The organism is Microbacterium sp. CCNWLW41 (assembly GCF_037083505.1).
Map to the genome: position 1 here is coordinate 1 of NZ_JBAOJP010000011.1, position 17,432 is coordinate 17,432.

Annotated in this window: 15 protein-coding genes and 1 riboswitch; of the genes, 2 read left to right on the forward strand and 13 right to left on the reverse strand. The window is 72.7% G+C overall.

Annotated elements, in window-relative coordinates:
* From V6R91_RS29930 to V6R91_RS29940, 3 genes are all read right to left on the reverse strand, one after another.
* Positions 1–2,133 (reverse strand): sigma-70 family RNA polymerase sigma factor (locus V6R91_RS29930; protein ID WP_336398341.1); only part of this gene is annotated, 2,133 nt, incomplete at its 3' end.
* A gap of 352 nt (positions 2,134–2,485) precedes the next feature.
* Positions 2,486–3,622, reverse strand: coding sequence for an N-acetylglucosamine-6-phosphate deacetylase (gene nagA, locus V6R91_RS29935; RefSeq protein ID WP_336398342.1), 1,137 nt, complete (start codon positions 3,620–3,622; stop codon positions 2,486–2,488).
* 25 nt (positions 3,623–3,647) lie between these two features.
* Positions 3,648–5,171 (reverse strand): family 20 glycosylhydrolase, encoded by a 1,524-nt coding sequence (locus V6R91_RS29940; protein ID WP_336398343.1) that lies wholly within the window; start codon positions 5,169–5,171, stop codon positions 3,648–3,650.
* Between the two features lie 58 nt (positions 5,172–5,229).
* Positions 5,230–5,314, forward strand: a riboswitch (ZMP/ZTP riboswitch).
* Positions 5,315–5,352: 38 nt separating this feature from the next.
* On the opposite strand from V6R91_RS29940, the gene glyA reads away from it, so the two are divergent.
* Both glyA and V6R91_RS29950 read left to right on the forward strand, forming a co-directional pair.
* Positions 5,353–6,627, forward strand: a complete 1,275-nt coding sequence (glyA, locus tag V6R91_RS29945; protein WP_336398344.1) for a serine hydroxymethyltransferase — start codon at positions 5,353–5,355, stop codon at positions 6,625–6,627.
* A 99-nt stretch (positions 6,628–6,726) separates the two neighbouring features.
* The gene (locus V6R91_RS29950; protein ID WP_336398345.1) at positions 6,727–7,608 is read left to right on the forward strand and encodes a bifunctional methylenetetrahydrofolate dehydrogenase/methenyltetrahydrofolate cyclohydrolase; all 882 of its coding nucleotides are present in this window, start codon (positions 6,727–6,729) and stop codon (positions 7,606–7,608) included.
* 38 nt (positions 7,609–7,646) lie between these two features.
* On the opposite strand, the gene V6R91_RS29955 is transcribed toward V6R91_RS29950, so the two are convergent.
* The 10 genes from V6R91_RS29955 to V6R91_RS30000 form a co-directional block, all read right to left on the reverse strand.
* Positions 7,647–8,744, reverse strand: a complete 1,098-nt coding sequence (locus V6R91_RS29955) for an RNA polymerase sigma factor (protein ID WP_336398346.1) — start codon at positions 8,742–8,744, stop codon at positions 7,647–7,649.
* Between the two features lie 62 nt (positions 8,745–8,806).
* A complete protein-coding gene (locus V6R91_RS29960) occupies positions 8,807–9,187 on the reverse strand; it encodes a YciI family protein (protein ID WP_336398347.1) in 381 nt (126 codons plus the stop codon).
* Positions 9,188–9,262: 75 nt separating this feature from the next.
* Complete coding sequence (locus V6R91_RS29965; RefSeq protein WP_336398348.1) at positions 9,263–9,829, reverse strand: hypothetical protein; 567 nt, start codon at positions 9,827–9,829, stop codon at positions 9,263–9,265.
* A gap of 74 nt (positions 9,830–9,903) precedes the next feature.
* Positions 9,904–10,698 carry a transglutaminase-like domain-containing protein gene (locus V6R91_RS29970; RefSeq protein WP_336398349.1) on the reverse strand — a complete coding sequence of 265 codons (795 nt, stop codon included), beginning with the start codon at positions 10,696–10,698 and terminating at the stop codon, positions 9,904–9,906.
* A 91-nt stretch (positions 10,699–10,789) separates the two neighbouring features.
* Positions 10,790–11,593: an HpcH/HpaI aldolase family protein gene (locus V6R91_RS29975; protein ID WP_336398350.1), complete on the reverse strand. Its 804-nt coding sequence runs from the start codon at positions 11,591–11,593 to the stop codon at positions 10,790–10,792.
* Complete coding sequence (locus tag V6R91_RS29980; RefSeq protein WP_336398351.1) at positions 11,578–12,363, reverse strand: 2-keto-4-pentenoate hydratase; 786 nt, start codon at positions 12,361–12,363, stop codon at positions 11,578–11,580. Before V6R91_RS29980 ends, V6R91_RS29975 begins: the two co-directional genes overlap by 16 nt.
* Before the next feature lie 18 nt (positions 12,364–12,381).
* Entirely contained in the window at positions 12,382–13,542 is a 1,161-nt protein-coding gene (gene hpaD, locus V6R91_RS29985; protein ID WP_336398352.1) for a 3,4-dihydroxyphenylacetate 2,3-dioxygenase, read from the reverse strand.
* 1 nt (position 13,543) lies between these two features.
* Complete coding sequence (gene hpaE / locus V6R91_RS29990; RefSeq protein WP_336398353.1) at positions 13,544–15,064, reverse strand: 5-carboxymethyl-2-hydroxymuconate semialdehyde dehydrogenase; 1,521 nt, start codon at positions 15,062–15,064, stop codon at positions 13,544–13,546.
* 55 nt (positions 15,065–15,119) lie between these two features.
* Positions 15,120–15,821 carry a GntR family transcriptional regulator gene (locus V6R91_RS29995; protein WP_336398354.1) on the reverse strand — a complete coding sequence of 234 codons (702 nt, stop codon included), beginning with the start codon at positions 15,819–15,821 and terminating at the stop codon, positions 15,120–15,122.
* Positions 15,818–17,317: a fumarylacetoacetate hydrolase family protein gene (locus V6R91_RS30000; protein ID WP_336398355.1), complete on the reverse strand. Its 1,500-nt coding sequence runs from the start codon at positions 17,315–17,317 to the stop codon at positions 15,818–15,820. The genes V6R91_RS29995 and V6R91_RS30000 overlap by 4 nt, the downstream gene beginning before the upstream one ends.
* Between the last annotated feature and the right edge of the window lie 115 nt (positions 17,318–17,432).

The following is a 17,432-nucleotide window of genomic DNA, read 5'->3' on the forward strand; positions in this document are numbered from 1 at the left end:
GGCGGCAGGCGCCGCCGGGGTCTCGCGGGCGGGGGTTTCGCGCCCGGTGGCGGTCGGCGTCGGGCGCTCCGGCGTGGCGGGCGTGCCGGGCTCGGCGGCGGGCGCCGCCGGGGTTGCGCGCTCCTCGGGCTCCGCAGCAGCCGGCGAGTGCGGTGTCGAGCCCCTCGTCGCCGTCGGGCTGGTCTCCGCCGGTCGATTCCCGGGGGCCTGGCCTGGGCGGGCGTCTGCCGCCTGCTCGGCGCCGGTCGCGTCCTGGCCGCGTGCATCCGCGGCCGGCGACGCCGCCCGCTTCTCCTCGGCCGGGGAGCCGGCGGCGGTCGGTCGCGTCGGGGCTGCGGCCTCCGGCGTCTCCGGCGCTGCTGTCTCGGTCTTGCCGGGCCGCGTGCTGCTGTTCGGCGCGCCGCTCGGCTTCTTCTCGTCCACGCCGGCCGCATCGTCGTCGCCGGCCGGCTCCTCGCTGACCGCGGCGCCGCCGTTGCCGCGGCCGGGGGTCTGAACCGGCGTGCCGGGCGTGGTCGCCTCGTCGCCGCGTCCGCTTCCGTACGCATTGCCGTTGCCGGTGCCGTACGCATTGCCGTTGCCGGTGCCGTACGCGTTGCCGTTGCCGTTCTTCGTCGGGCCGTCGGGGGCGTCGCCCGCCTCATCGCCGGCCTCGTCGCCGTCTTCGGCGGCGCTGCCGTCGGCCTCGTCGTCGGTGGCGTCGCCCCGGCTGGGGCGCTCGCCGTCCGCGCCCTGACCGCCGGTGTCGCGCCTGCCCCGCACCACGTCGTCCGACGGTCCGTGCTCGGCGATCACGGAGATGTCCGCGGGATCCGGGCCCGGCTCGTCCGAGAGCTGCAGCGCGGGTTCGTCCTCATCGACGATGCCGGGCAGCGCGTCGAGGAGGCCGGGCTCGGACGCCGTCACGGCCGGTGTCGGCGCAGGGTCGGGTGCTGCGGCCGGCAGCGCCACCGCCGCCACCACACTGCTGACCACCACGAGGCCCGCAGCCGCCAGGCCCGAGGCGGCGCCGATCCCGGCCAGGGTCGACCCGCCGACGGCGCCGGCGACGATGCCCGTCGTCGTCCCCGCCGCGACCGCGCTGCCCACGGCGCCGGCGCTCGAGGTGACCGCGACGGCGCTCGCCCCGACCCCGGTGCCGGTGCTCGCGATCGCACTCGTCGAACCGGCGAGCGTCCCGCCGGTGGTCGCGGCGGCGCCGCTGCCGGCGCCTGTGGAGGTCCCGGCGCCGATCGCGAGGTCGGCCGCGCGGGGGAGGACCGCGGCGGCGCCTTCCACGACGGCGGACGGCATCTCGGCCATCGCGACCAGTGTCGTGCCGCCGCCCTGGACCGTCGCCAGGTAGCCCGCGGTGCCGGTGGCCCCGATCGCGAGCGGAAGCAGCACCAGGGCGAGGCGGCTCGAGACCTCTCTGGCCTCGCTCGCGACGATCGAGCACCGCACGCAGCTGGACAGGTGGCGCTCGACCTTGGCGTGGTCGCGGCGTCCGAGGTTGCGCCGGGCGTAGGCGCCCAGGCGCTCGATCGTCCACTGGCACTCGGACCCGTCGGCGACCGAGCGCAGGTGCGCCTGGATCCACGCCTCGCGCAGCCCCTCACGCGCGCGGAACGTCAGCTGCGCCACCGCCGTCGGCTTCATGCCGAGGAGGGGCGCGATCTCGGCCGGCTTCATCTGCTCGATCTCGGAGTACCAGAGCACCTCCTGCCAGCGCGTGGGCAGGCTGCGGAACGCCTGGTGCGTGAGGCCGCGGTCGAGCGCGGCCTCGCTCTCGTGCTCGCCGGCCGCCGGGTCCTCGACGCCGTCGAGCTCGTCGTACGCCGTCTCGCGGCGCGCGCGTCCCCACGCCGCTGCGGTGTTGCGGATGCTCGTGAACAGGTACGCGCGGAAGGATCCGGTGGGGCCGCCGCCGGACACGATGGAGTGGTAGATGCGGGTGTACGCCTCCTGCACCAGGTCGTCCGCGTCAAGGCTCGACGTCATGTTGCGCGCCACCGTGACGCCCGCCCGGTAGTGGCGGCGCCACAGCTCTCCGAAGGCGCCGGAGTCGCCCGAGCGGGTGCGGGTCACGAGGTCGGAGTCGGCGACGACGTCGGCATCGACCGCGTCGTGTTCGCGTACCTCGTCGTGTTCCATGAATCCCCAGACTCCACAGCGCCACGATCGCGCACGCCCCGGTGCGCGGCGCGTCTCGCGTCGCGACTGGGTCCATTGTCGCGGCCCTGCCTCGATTTGACCAGTGGTCTGCGCAGCCCGCCGGCGCAGCGGCGCGATGCGCGCTCCTCGCCGTGCTCCGCGAGCCCGAAGAAAATCTTCGCGAAGTCGCGTAATAGATGCCGGGACCCGCGGTCTCTCTGGTCAGAGTGGCAGGCCGCCCTTGTGTGGGGCACGACGGCGGCGGCCCCCCGCGGGATCATCCCGCGGATATGGCGGGGCTCGAAGGTATCTCGGGGGAGGGACCTTCGGCCCCGCCTTCATCGTGCCTGCGTCAGTCGGAGCTGCCCGCGACCCACACCCGGCGCACGGCGAGGTCGTCGTCCAGCAGCACCGCGTCGGCGAGGGAGCCTTCGTCCAGCCGTCCCAGGTCGGGTCGGCCGATCGCCTGCGCGGGGGTCTGCGTCGCGGCGCGCACCGCGTCGTCGAGAGCGACTCCGGCCGCGACGACGTTGCGCACTGCGGCATCCTGCGTGAGCGTCGAACCGGCGATCGCGCCGCCGTCCTCCAGGCGCGCCACTCCTCCGTCCACCCGTACGGCGAGCCCGCCGAGCACGTAGCGCCCGTCCGCCGCGCCCGCCGCCGCCATCGCGTCGGTGACCAGCGCCATGCGGTCGCCGTCGGCGGCGAAGAGCGTCGCGATCAGGGCGAGGTCGACGTGCACCCCGTCGGCGATGATCTCGACGGTCACGCGGTCGTCGCGCAACGCCGCGACGACCGGTCCCGGTGCGCGATGATGGATGCCGTTCATCGCGTTGAAGGCGTGCGTGAGGATGGTCGCGCCGGCGTCGAACGCGCGACGGGCGACGGCGGCGTCCGCGTCGGTGTGCCCGACCGCGACGGCCACGCCCGCGTCGACGAAGCGGCTGATGGCCTCGAAGGCGCCCGGGAGCTCGGGAGCGAGGGTGACCTGCCTGATCGAGCCGCGTCCGGCCTCGAGCAGGCGGTCGACGGATGCCGCGTCCGGGGCGCGCAGCAGCGCCTCTGCGTGCGCGCCCTTGTGACCGGGGTCGAGGAACGGTCCCTCCAGGTGGGAGCCCATGATCGTCGGGTCGGATTCGGTCAGGTCGGCGACCATCGCGACCCGCGCGGCCAGCTCGTCGATCGGCGCGGTGATCAGCGACAGCACGGCGCGTGTCGTGCCGTGGGCCCGGTGCACTGCGCGCGCTGCGCGGATCGCCTCCGGGCCGTCGTCGAAGCCGGCACCGCCCCCGCCATGCCCGTGGATGTCGATGAAGCCGGGGACGAGGCATCCGCCCCTGCCGTCCACGACGTCCTGGGCAGCAGGGAGGTCGCCGCCCGCCCCGGCGCCCGAGACCCGGCCGTCCTCGAACAGGACCCAGCCGTCGCCGCGGCCGGAGTCGACGCCTGCCGACCCGAGCAGGCGGACGGTGTGGACGAGCGTGCTCATGCGGTGCGTCCTTCCTCGGCGGCCGTCACTCGGCGGCCCACGGGATCTCGTCGGAGGGGTGGAAGCCGATGCCCATCGCGGTCCACAGCGGACCCAGCGCGCCGACGCGCTCGCGGAAAGACGCCCACGTGCGGAGCTCGCTGTCGCCGGTCGCCGGCGACCACCCGGCCTCGGCCGCCGCGGCGATGCGGGGGAAGGCCATGGTGTCGATGTCGGCGGCGGTGCGGACCGTCTCGGTCCACAGCGCGGCCTCGATCCCGAGGATGGCGGCCTCGTCGACGCCGGGCACGACGTCGGACGGCTCCCACGAGTACGCGCGCTCGACGCTCGTCGGTCCGTCGGCCCACGTCAGCCCGAGCGCGGGACCGGACGGGTACTTCATGTCGAGGTAGATCGCGTCGGCGGGGGAGAGGATGAGCCCGCCGCCGTTGTCGACGAACGCCCTCGCCTTCTCGCCGGAATCGCCCTGCGGCCTCACGAAGCCCCAGTACTGGCCGATCGTCGTGTCCGCGATGTCCTTCGCGGCGCCCGCCTCGTGCCACGCGACCGGCGTCTTGCCGAGGTCGGCGATGATCGCGCTGACGCGGGTGACGAACTCGTCGAAGTCCGCGGCGCTGGTCGACAGCGATTCGTCGCCCCCGAAGTGGAGATAGGGCCCGGGCGTCATGGCCGTCAGCTCGCCGAAGACGTCGGCCACGAAGTCGTAGGTCGCCTCCTCGTGGATCTTCAGCGAGGAGAACCCCACCGCCATGCCGTCGTACGGCACGCCGGCGACGGGCGCGTCGCCGCCGTACTCGGCGAGCGTCTCGAGGATGTGGTCGCCGACCACCGGCTCCTCCGCCAGCTCGGGGTACGCGAGCCCGACCGCGTGGGTGTGACCGGGCATGTCGATCTCGGGCACGACGATCATGTGCCGCGACGCGGCGTACCGGACGATGTCGCGGTAGTCGTCCTTCGTGTAGAACCCGCCCGGGTCGCCGCCGACCGAGCCGGCGCTCGCACGCTCCACGAGCTCGGGACGCGAGTCGAGCTGGATGCGCCACGCCTGGTCGTCGGTCAGATGGAGGTGGAGCGCGTTCATCTTCAGCGAGGCGGCGCGGTCGATGCAGCCCTTCACCGCCTCGACGGGGTGGAAGTGCCGGGCGACGTCGAGCATCAGCCCGCGGTAGGCGAACCGCGGTGCGTCGTCGATGCTCACGGCGGGCAGGCTCCAGCCCGCCCCGTCGCGTGCGATCAGCTGCCCGAGGGTCTGCACGCCGTAGAACAGTCCGGCCGCGTCGGCTCCGGTGACGACGACGGATGCCTCCGCCACGTCGATCCGGTAGGACTCCGGCGCGCCGCCCGGCGTCACGCGCAGCTCGACGTCGGCGGCGCCCTCGGCGGCGCCCAGGCTCAGCCCGGTCCGCGCCAGGACGATGGCGGCGAGGGCGGCCGTGGCATCCGCGTCCCCCGCCAGCGAGGTGGTCTCGGAGAGCCGGAAGGGCGCACCGCTGCCCGCCTCGATCGACGACGGTGCAGGGACGACGGCGGGAAGCGACGCGGCATGCATGTAAAGAGTCCTAACAAATCGGTCGGGCATCAGCCTAGCGGTTCGTCTTCGGTTATGCTCGGGATGTCGCGACTGGCGTTGAGGTGGGCCACCACCGGGGAGCGACCGACTACGGCATTCGACCGCACGCCTGGGCCGATGTGGGACACCCCTATCTGGAAGCCGTGAGTCAGGAGATCGCATGACCGATCAGTTCTTCAACGCCCCGCTCGCCGAGGTCGATCCCGAGATCGCCCAGGTGCTCGACCGCGAGCTGGACCGGCAGCGCGGATTCCTCGAGATGATCGCGTCCGAGAACTTCGTCCCCGTGTCGGTCCTGCAGTCTCAGGGCTCGGTGCTGACGAACAAGTACGCCGAGGGCTATCCCGGCCGCCGCTACTACGGCGGCTGCGAGGAGGTCGACGTCGCGGAGGAGCTTGCGATCCACCGCGCGAAGAAGCTCTTCGGCGCCGAGTTCGCCAACGTGCAGCCCCATTCGGGCGCCACCGCGAACGCCGCGGTGCTCCACGCGATCGCGCGCCCCGGCGACACGCTGCTCGGTCTGTCGCTCGACCAGGGCGGCCACCTCACGCACGGCATGAAGATCAACTTCTCGGGCCGGCTGTACAACATCGTCGCGTACGGCGTCGACCCCGAGACCTCGACCATCGACATGGACGAGGTCGCCCGGCTGGCGCGCGAGCACCGGCCGAAGGTGATCATCGCCGGCTGGTCGGCCTACCCCCGTCAGCTGGACTTCGCGCGCTTCCGCGCGATCGCCGACGAGGTCGGCGCCATGTTGTGGGTCGACATGGCGCACTTCGCGGGCCTCGTCGCGGCGGGCGTGCACCCGAACCCCGTGCCCCACGCGCACGTCGTGTCCTCGACGGTGCACAAGACCATCGGCGGCCCGCGCTCGGGTTTCATCCTCACCAACGACGCCGAGATCGCCAAGAAGATCAACACCGCGGTCTTCCCTGGCCAGCAGGGCGGCCCGCTCATGCACGTGATCGCGGCCAAGGCCACCGCGTTCAAGCTCGCGGCCACGCCCGAGTTCAAGGAGCGGCAGGAGCGCGTCCTGCGCGGCGCCCGCATCATCGCCGAGCGCCTGTCGCAGCAGGACGTGAAGGATGCCGGCATCACGGTGCGCTCCGGCGGCACCGACGTGCACCTCGTGCTGGTCGACCTGCGCAACGCCGAACTCGACGGCAAGCAGGCCGAGGACCGCCTCCACGAGATCCGCATCACCGTCAACCGCAATGCGGTTCCCAACGACCCCCGCCCCCCGATGGTCACGTCCGGTCTGCGCATCGGCACGCCGGCGCTCGCCACGCGCGGGTTCGGCGACGCCGAGTTCACCGAGGTCGCCGACGTCATCGCCCTCGCCCTCCAGCCGGGCGCCGACCTCGAGGAGCTGCGCCTGCGGGTGTCGGCCCTGACCGCCGCGTTCCCGCTGTACCCCGACTTCCGCCATTGAGCGGAAGCGGGCGCCGCAGCGGGGGCGCTCGTCTGGTATCACTATCGAGATAGGGATTTCGGATGCCGCGGGCGCGGCATCCGTCGACGGAGGCACGACATGACGGCACAGAAGCTCGACGGCAAGGCGGCCGCGGCCGAGATCAAGGACGAGCTGCGCGGGCGCATCGCCGCGCTGAAGGAGAAGGGCATCACGCCGGGCATCGCGACCGTGCTCGTCGGCGCCGACCCCGCGTCGCAGCTGTACGTGGGGATGAAGCACCGCGAGTCCGAGGCGATCGGGATGAACTCCATCCAGCGGGAGCTTCCGGCCGACGCCACGCAGGAGCAGGTGGAGGCGCTGATCGACGAGCTCAACGCCGATCCGGAGTGCCACGGCTACATCGTGCAGCTGCCGCTGCCGAAGCACCTCGACACCGACGCGATCCTGGAGCGCATCGATCCGGCCAAGGACGCCGACGGCCTGCATCCGACGAACCTCGGACGCCTCGTGCTCAACGTCAACGCGCCGATCACGACGCCGCTGCCGTGCACGCCCCGCGGCGTGATCGAGCTGCTCGTGCGCAACGGCTACGACCTGAAGGGCAAGGACGTCGTGGTGGTCGGCCGCGGGGTCACCATCGGCCGCTCGATCGGCCTGCTGCTCACCCGCCGCGAGATCAACGCCACGGTGACCCTCACGCACACCGGCACCACCGATCTCGGCCACCACCTGCGCCAGGCCGACGTCATCGTCGCCGCCGCCGGCGTGAAGCACATCGTGCGCGCGGAGGACGTCAAGCCCGGCGCGGCCGTGCTCGACGTCGGCGTGACGCGCGAGGAGGACCCCGAGACCGGCAAGTCCCGCGTGTACGGAGACGTCGCCCCCGATGTCGCCCAGGTCGCGGGCTACCTGTCGCCGAACCCCGGCGGCGTGGGGCCGATGACCGTCGCGCTGCTCATGACGAACGTGGTCGAGGCCGCCGAGCGCGCCGCCGGCTGACGCCGGGCGGGCTAGCCCGCGCCGGCTCGTCGGCGGGCTCAGCGCAGCCGCGCCTCGGCGGCGGCGAGGGCCGCCCGGGCCCCGTCGGTCGGGGCGATCGCCACCAGTCCGCGGTAGAGCTTCACGAGAGCCTCGACGTCCAGCTCGCCGGTGCGGGCGCGGTCGCAGTGCACGGCCTGGATCGCCGCCTCGAGCTGGAAGCGACCGAGCGGACGACCGAGCGCGGAGGCGCGGCGCAGCAGCGCGGCGCCCTCGGCGATGAGCGAGCGGTCCCACAGCGCCGGGTCCTGTTCGTCCAGTGGCGGCCACGGCGCGGCCGCGCGTGCCGCGGCACGCGACTGGGCATACGTCAGCAGCGCGGCCAGGCCCCACGCCTCGGGCTCGTCGTCGAGGAGGGCGGCCGTCAGCACCGCGAGCCAGCGCGCCTCGTCGGCGAGCGACTCCCGCGGCTCGTCGCCCTGGTCGAGCCACGCGATCGCGTACGCGCCGTACACGGCCTCGAGCACGGCGGGCAGCCGGGCCGGCATGTCGGCCCGCGACGGCACCCGGAACGGGATCCCGGCGTCGCGGATGCGGCGCTTCGCGCGCACGAGCCGCTGCGCCATCGTCGCCGGTGCCACGCCGAACGCGCCGGCGATCTGCGCGGCGTCGAACCCCAGCACCGTCTGCAGCATGAGCGGCGTGCGGGCGGCGGGATCGATCGCGGGGTGCGCGCAGGCGAACAGCAGCTCGAGCCGCCGGTCGGGGATGACCTCGCGTCGCGCGACGGCCGTCGCCGCGTCGCCGTCGTCGGCGAGCGTCGCCAGGAGTGCCTCATCGAGTGGCACGCCCGTGCGGCGCGCGGCGGAGCCCAGTGCGTCGCGGATGCGGTTGCGGGCCACGGTGACGAGCCACCCTTCGGGATTGGCGGGGATGCCGGCATCCGGCCACGTCCGCAGCGCCTTCTCGAACGCGTCGGCGAGGGCGTCCTCGGCCAGCGCGATGTCCGGGCCGACGCGCCCGGAGGCTCCGCGCGACGCGCCGGCGGCGCGGGGAGGAGGCGAGGGGAGCGTCGAGGCGGCGACGACGGCGAGCAGCCGGCCGTACGACGTCCTCGCGGCGTGCTCGGCGGCCGCAGCAGCGGCGCCGGGCGCCACGCCCCCGGTCGATCCGCCCGGAACGACGGGCCGGTCGGGAGGGGGCACGGCGGCCGGCGGCATCAGCTCGCGAACGGGGTCCAGGCGCGGTCGCGGAAGTGCGTGGCGCTCGGGCGCACCTCGATGGCGCCCCAGCCGACCGAGGGCGCCTTGCCGGCCCACGCGACGGCGGCGTCGAGGTCGTCGACCTCGATCACGAAGGTGCCGCCGAGCTGCTCCCTCGTGTCGGCGAACGGGCCGTCCTGCACGCGCAGCGCACCGTCCGGCGCCGTGACGGTCGTGGTCACCGCGGACGGCTGGAGCACCTCGGCCGACACGAGCACGCCGGCGTCATCGAGCGCCTTGGCGTACTCGTCGAACTCGCGCATGCCCTCGGCCCACGCATCGGGGCCCATGTCGTCGGCGGTCATCTCGGGGTAGTGGAGGAGGAGTGCGTAGCGCATGGCGTCGTCCTTTCTGGAGGGGTGTGACACCTCTATGACGATCGGGGTCGACGCCGATCGACAGATCGGGCCCGATCAGCCCTTGCCGAGTTCGTCGAGCATGCGGCGCTGCTCGTCGGTGAGGCCGTCGTTCAGCTCGCGCCGGCCCGCGGCGGCCTCGGGGCTCCGCACCGGCGGGGCGGAGGCATCCGGCCCCGGCACACTGCGCGTACCGGTCGCCCGGTCGTAGAGGGTGCCGGCGTGCGTCTCGACCCGGTCATCGATCGCGGCGTAGATCGCCCAGCCGATGAGGAGGAAAACCGGGGGCATCACCCACCCCCAGAATGCGCCGAAGATCCCGCCGCCGATCGACACGCCGGTGAAGACCACGGTGGCGATCCAGACGAGGAAGGCGACGGCGAAGGCGAGGAGGAACTCGACGAGCTTCTCGCCTGCCCGGGTGCGCTGGTGGGACGACCGGGCCGCCATCGAGCGGAACCACTTCTCGACGAGGGGCTTGATCCAGATCACGAGCGCGGTCAGGACGATGCCCGCCCACAATGCCGCCCAGCCGACGCGCGCGGGAGTGAGCCAGCCCACGACCAGCAGCACGACGATGTTGAACACGAGCAGCGACGCGAACCGCACGACCCACTTCTTCATGCCTCTCACTGTGCCATGTCCGCTCGGGCGCGGGTGACCGATGCCACCGCCCGCCGTCCGGCCGGTGGGGACGCTCAGGCGATCGAGACGAGCCTGTCGAGGTCGTCGTCCGGCAGCACGTCGGCCGTCGCGCCCACGGTGACGTCGACGAGGTCGGCGCGGCCCGACACCACCGTGAGGAACGCCGTGTCGGCGGCATCCCTCCCCGTCGCAATGCGGACGAGACTCGAGCGCGGGGCGAGCGTGGTGGCGTCGACGGCCCGCCAGGCGTCGTCGATCCACGCCTCGGCGACCGCGTGGAAGTCCATCGGGTGCAGTCCAGGCGCGTAGACGGCGACCATGCGGGCCGGGATGCCGAGCCCGCGCAGCAGCGCGATGCACAGGTGGGCGTAGTCGCGGCACACGCCCTGACGTGCGAGGAGGGTGCGGGTGGCGCCGTCCGTCGGGAGCGACGAGCCGGGGACGTACGCCAGGCGCGTGCCGACCCACGACGACACGGCGGCGAGGAGCTGGGTGGCGCCCTCGATGCCGGCGAACTCCGCGGCCGCTGTGGGGGCCATCGCATCGGACTCGGCGTAGCGGCTCTGACGGAGGTACACGAGCCGCTCGACGTCGTCGCCGCCGGCCGGGTCGCCCTCGTCGAGCGCGGCGGCGTACTCCATCGCGAACGCGCCGACCGGGGCGAGCACGCGGTGCAGACGCGTCCCGTGGGCGTCGAGGAGCTCCTCGATCTCGAGGGACCGGCCGTCGACGGTCGCCGAGATGCGCTCGGACGCGGGGGAGTAGTGGCGGGAGGCCGCGATGGCGAACACCAGTTCGGCGGGCTCGGTGATGTTCAGGGCGATGCGGCTGGAGACGTCGCGCTTCATGGGCCCAGCGTGTCACGCCCGCGCTGCGGGTGGGGGCCCTTGACAGGGTTCGCCCGGCGCCTGTCGCCGGGAGCAGCAGCGCTCGTGCGCCTCAGTACGACGCGCGGTCGCCGTCGCCGGATGCCACGACCCAGCGCGCCGCGAGGGCCTCGGACCCGCGCGCGAGCAGCGCGACGTCGGCGCCGACGAGGATGAAGGATGCTCCGGCGCCGAGGTACGCGTCGGCGGCGGCCGGATCGAACGCGTTGACGCCCACGGGCTTGCCCGCGGCGCGCACTGCGTCGAAGGCGCGGTGGACGGCGGCCACGACGTCCGGATGCGTCTGCTGACCGAGGACTCCCATCGAGGCGGCGAGGTCGGACGGCCCGACGAACACCCCGTCGACCCCGTCGACCGCGGCGATCTCGGCGGCCGCCTCGACGCCCGCGGCCGTCTCGATCTGGACGAACAGCGACACGTGGTCGTCGGCGTCCCGCAGGTATCCGTCGACGCGGTTCCACCGCGCCGACCGGGCGAGCGCCGAGCCCACCCCGCGGTTCCCCCGCGGGGGATAGCGCACGGCGGCGACGGCGGCCTCGGCATCCGTCCTGGACGACACCATCGGCACGAGCAGGTTCTGGGCTCCGAGATCGAGTACCTGCTTGATCGTCACGACGTCGCCGATGGGCACGCGGACGACGGGCGTCACCGGGTAGGCGGCCACCGCCTGCAGCTGCGCGAGCACGGACTCGAGGCCGTTGGGCGAGTGCTCCATGTCGATCAGCACCCAGTCCAGGCCCGAGCCCGCGCAGATCTCGGCCACCAGCGGCGATCCCGTGCACACCCACATCCCGGCCAGCGGGCGATCGGCGCCCGCGAGGGCGGCGCTCAAGGTCGGGCTCAGACGAAGCGGCATTCGATGACTCCCATCGGTCCGTAGTCGCACCTGACGCTATCTCCCCGCGAGACCCACATGGGGCGCGTGAAGGACCCGGCGAGGATGATCTCGCCCGCCTCCAGTCGTGCGCCGTGCTGGTGGAACTTGTTCGCGAGCCACGCGACACCGGTGGCGGGGTGGCCCAGCACGCCGGCGGCGACCCCGGTCTCCTCGATCTCGCCGTTGCGGCTGAGCACGCCCGGGACCCACCGCAGGTCGATCTCGTCGGGCCGCTTGCGCACATCGCCGAGCACCATCGCACCGTACGCGGCGTTGTCGGCGATCGTGTCGACGATCGTGCGGCCCTCCAGCTCGATGTGCGAGTTGAGGATCTCGAGGGCCGGCACGGCGTCCTCGATCGCGGCGAGGGCGTCCTCGAGCGTGCAGTCCGGACCCTCGAGGGGCTTCGCGAGCACGAAGGCGAGCTCGACCTCGATGCGCACGTTCGAGAAGAGGTCGACCGGGATCTCGGCGCCCGACTCGTAGACGGTGTCGTCGAACATCACGCCGTAGTCCGGCTCGGTGATGCCCGTCGCCTGCTGCATCGCCTTGGAGGTGAGCCCGATCTTGCGGCCGACGAGCCGGCGCCCGGCGGCGATGTTCTGGTCGCGCCACACCCCCTGGATCGCGTACGAGTCCTCGACCGTCGCGTCGGGATACCGTGCCGTGATCCGGGGGATGACCCCGTGCGTGCGGTCGGCCTCGGCGAGCTCCGCCGCGATGGCCGCGATGTCGTCGAGATGCAGCATCCGTCTCTCCTTCCGGGTCTAGAGCTGGTGGCCGAGCTTGTACTCGCCCTGCTTCCAGCTCGGCAGCTCCTCGGCCCGCTCGTCCGGGCGCGTGTACGAGAAGCCGTCCGCGCCGATCGTGACGGCCATCTCGGACGAGTCGGTGCGGGCGACGACCGGCTGCGGGTTGCCGTCGAGGTCGAGCACGAGCGAGGCCTCGGTGTACCAGGAGGGCACGACGGGGTTTCCCCACCAGTCGCGGCGCTGGTTGTCGTGCACGTCCCACGTGACGACGGGGTTGTCGGGGTCGCCGGTGTAGTAGTCCTGCGTGTAGATCTCGACGCGGTGCCCGTCGGGGTCGCGCAGGTAGAGGTAGAACGCGTTGGAGACGCCGTGCCGCCCCGGCCCGCGCTCGATCGCATCGGAGCGGCGGAGCGCGCCGAGCTTGTCGCAGATCGCGAGGATGTTGTGCTTCTCGTGCGTGGCGAACGCCACGTGGTGCATGCGCGGGCCGTCGCCGCCGGTCATGGCGGTGTCGTGCACGGTGGGCTTGCGGCGCATCCATGCGGCGTAGACGGTGCCCTCCTCGTCCTGGATGTCCTCGGTGACGCGGAAGCCCAGCGACTGCATGAAGTTCACCGCGCGGGGCACGTCGGGGGTCACCTGGTTGAAGTGGTCCAGGCGCACCAGCTCGCCGGGGGTGTGCAGGTCGTAGCGCCACGACAGGCGCTCCACGTGCTCGGTGGCGTAGAAGAACTCGTACGGGAAGCCGAGCGGGTCGGTGACGCGCACCGCGTCGCCGATGCCCTTGACGAAGCCGTCCGGGCGGCGCTCGACACGGCAGCCGAGCTCCTCGTAGAAGGCGACGGCCCGGTCGAGGTCCTCGGGGGTGCGCACGCGGTACGAGAATGCGGCGACAGCGGCCACCGGCCCCTGGCGCAGCACGAGGTTGTGGTGGATGAACTCCTCCGTCGAGCGGAGGTAGATCGCCTCATCGTCCTCCTCGGTGACGTACAGACCCAGCACGTCGACGTAGAACGTGCGGGAGGCGGCGAGGTCGGTGACCACGAGCTCCATGTACGCGCAGCGCAGGATGTCCGGCGCCGGAGCCGTCGGCGTCGGGATCGGGTCGTCGGAGAGGATGGGCGCCTCCTGGCTCACGAAGAAGCCGGAGGAGGTCAGGGTCTTGTCGTGGGTCATATCAGGCTCCCTTGCCGAAGGTCGGGTTGTGGGCGGGGCCGAGCGTGATGTGCACGGCCTGCTGGTCGGTGTAGAAGTCGATCGAGCGGTAGCCGCCCTCGTGACCGAGGCCCGACGCCTTGACGCCGCCGAACGGGGTGCGCAGGTCCCGCACGTTGTTCGAGTTCAGCCACACCATGCCGGCCTCGATCGCCTGCGAGAAGTTGTGCGCACGCTTCAGATCGTTCGTCCACACGTACGCGGCGAGGCCGTAGCGCACGCCGTTGGCGAGCTCGAGCGCCTCTTCGTCGGTGTCGAAGGGCGTGATCGCGACGACCGGGCCGAAGATCTCCTCCTGGAAGATCCGCGCGTCGGGGGCGACGTCGGCGAAGACGGTCGGGCGCACGAAGTTGCCCCCGTCGAACCCGTCGGGGCGGCCGCCGCCGGCGACGAGGCGCGCCTCGCCCTTGCCGATCTCGATGTAGCCCATCACCTTGTCGTAGTGCTCGGGGTGCACGAGCGCGCCGACCTCGGTGGCGGGATCATGCGGGTAGCCGACCACGACGCGCTCGGCCTGGGCCGCGTAGCGCTCGACGAACTCGTCGTACACCGATCGCTCGACGAGGATGCGCGAGCCGGCGGTGCAGCGCTCGCCGTTCAGTGAGAAGACCCCGAAGATCGTCGCGTCGATCGCGGCCTCCAGGTCGGCGTCGGCGAAGACGACGGCCGGGCTCTTGCCTCCGAGCTCCATCGACAGGCCCTTGAGGAACGGTGCGGCGTTGCCGAAGATGATCTGCCCCGTGCGGCTCTCGCCGGTGAAGGAGATGAGCGGCACATCCGGATGCTTCACCAGCGCGTCGCCCGCGTCCTCGCCGAGCCCGTTGACGAGGTTGAACACACCCTGCGGGAGCCCCGCCTCCTCGAAGATGCCGGCCCACAGCGATGCCGACAGCGGGGTGAACTCGGCGGGCTTGAGCACCACGGTGTTGCCGGTGGCCAGGGCGGGGCCGAGCTTCCACGACTCGAGCATGAACGGCGTGTTCCACGGGGTGATGAGCCCGGCGACGCCGATCGGCTTGCGGTTGACGTAGTTCATCTGGCGGCCCGGCACCTTGTAGGCGTCGTCGGCCTGCGCGACGATCAGGTCGGCGAAGAACCGGAAGTTCTCGGCCGCGCGGCGGGCCTGACCGAGCGCCTGCGTGATCGGCAGGCCCGAGTCGAACGACTCGAGTTCGGCCAGGCGGGCGTCGCGGGACTCCACGATGTCGGCGATGCGGTGCAGCACGCGCGAGCGCTCGCGCGGCAGCATCCGCGGCCAGGGTCCTTCGGTGAAGGCGCGCCGCGCGGCGGCGACCGCCCGGTCGATGTCGGCCTTCTTCCCGGCGGCCGCCTGGACATAGGTCTCGTTGGTGACGGGGTCGAGCACGTCGAACGTGTCGCCGTCCAGCGAGTCGACGAACGCGCCGTCGATGTAGTGCTGGATGCGGTCCGGCAGGCCCTCGGGCACGTGCCGCGTCGCGAGAACGGTCTGGGTGTCGGTCATTTCGCTCCTTCGTCGGAGATTCGTGACGGGTGCGGGTCGGGCAGCCGTCGAGGTGTCAGAACGCGGGGAGGCCGAGCGCCTCGTCGGGGTGCTCGTGGATCATGTACGCGTCGAGGGTGGCGGCGCGGTGGCGGCGGGCGGCCTTCTCGATCTCGCCGAGCGGGGCGCCGACCTCGATGAGCCGGACGATGTTCTCGTGCTCGTGCACCGACTCCTGCGCGCGCCCGGGCACGAAGCTGAACGTCGAGTCGCGCAGGTGGCCGAGGCGCGCCCACTCCGCGTTGACGAGCTCGAGCATGCGGGGGTTGGCGCACTTGGAGTACAGCGCCGAGTGGAACTCGTGGTTCAGCGACGTGAAGGCCCGCGGGTCGAAGTGGTTGAGCGTCTCGATCATCAGCTCGTTGATGCGGCGTGCGGCGCGGAGGTCGTCGGCGGTGAGCCGGCGCGCGGCGAGGGCGGTGGCGGTGCCCTCGAGGATCGACAGCGCCTGCATGCTGTGCCGGTACTGCGAGTCGTCGACCATCGACACCCGGGCGCCCACGTTGCGCTCGAACGTGACCAGGCCCTCCGCCTCCAGCTGGCGGATCGCCTCGCGCACCGGCACGACGCTCATGTCGAGGTCGCCCGCGATCGAGCCGAGCACGAGGCGGTAGCCGGGGGTGAACTCCTGCCGCGCGATGCGCTCCTTGATCCAGTGGTAGGCGATCTGCGACTTGCTACGGCTCGGCGTGTCGACGCCGGTCTCGACCTCGGTCATCGCTCCCGTCCCTTCTGCGCGTCGTACCGCTCGCGCCACTGCGCGTTCATCGGGAAGAGGCCGTCGACGGGATGCCCCTCCGCGACGCGTTCGGCGATCCAGGCGTCCTCCACCTCCTGCGCGAGGGCCGCGTCCGCGACCTCCTCGACGATTCCGGGCGGGATGACGATGACGCCGTCGGCGTCGCCGACGATCACATCGCCGGGCTGCACCGTGGCGCCGCCGCACGCGATGGTGAGGTCGTGGTCCCACGGGACGTGCCTGCGGCCGAGCACGGCCGGGTGGGCGCCGGAGGTGTACACCGGGATGCCGACGGCCGCGACGGCTGCGGCATCGCGCACCCCGCCGTCGGTGACGATGCCGGCGGCGCCACGGGCGTGGGCGCGGATGGCGAGGATGTCGCCGAGCGTGCCGGAGCCGGCTTCGCCGCGCGCCTCGATGACGACGACCTCGCCCTCGCCGACGGCGTCGAACGCGCGCTTCTGCGCGTTGTAGCCGCCGCCGTGCGAGGCGAACAGGTCCTCGCGGTTGGGTACGAAGCGCAGCGTCCGGGCGGTGCCGACGAGCTTGGCCCCCGGATGCAGCGGCACGACGCCGTCGATGTGCACGTTGTCCAGGCCGCGCTTGCGCAGCTGCGCCGAGAGGCCGGCGACCGGCACGGCGTCGAGCTTCGCCCGCAGCGCGTCGCTGAGCACGGGTGCGGCGGAGGCTTCGGGCTCCTCGGGCGGAAGCCCGGCCGCCTCGCGGGAGCCCCACGCCTCGGAGCGCTGCAGGTCGTCGGCGGCGGGGAGCGACCCGAGCGCGCCGTCGAAGCCGACGGTGCCCTGCACGACCGTCGTGACCAGGCGTCCCGAGGTGGGGCCGCCGGGGACGTCGACCTCGACCTCGACGACGTCGCCGGGGACGGCGACCGAGGAGCCGGCCGGCGTGCCGGTGAGGATGACGTCGCCGCGCTCGAGGGTGAAGTGCTGAGAGAGGTCGGCGACGAGCTGGGGGAGCGCGAAGATCATGCCGGCGGCGGTGTCGTCCTGCACCGGCGTGCCGTTGAGCCACGTGCGCACCCGCAGGTCGCGAGGCTCGATGGTGCGCGCGTCGATGAGGGAGGGGCCGATCGGCGTGTAGCCGTCGCCGCCCTTCGACCGCACATTGGAGCCCTTGTCGTTGGCGCGCAGGTCGTAGAGCCCGAAGTCGTCGGCCGCCGTGACCCAGCCGACGTGGTTCCACGCGTCTTCGAGGGAGACCCGTCGTGCGGGCTCGCCGATCACGAGGGCGATCTCGCCTTCGAACGCCAGCAGCTCGGTGCCCGCCGGCCGCTCGATCGTGCCGCCGGAGGCGGCGACCGAGCTCGAGGGCTTGAAGAAGTACGACGGATGCTGCGGCCGACGCCCGCGCTGGTCGGCGCGCGACGCGTAGCTGAGGTGGATCGCGACGATCTTGCCGGGGCGCGAGGGCAGCGCCGCGAATCGCGGGTCTGCGGCGTCGGGGGTGTCTGCCATGAGCTTCCTCACTCGGTGGGCTGTTGCGTCGTATCCGAAATCGTATATGATCATCCCGCATCCGGCAAGCATCCCGAATCGTTCGCCGGTGACGACGACGTCAGCCCCGACACAG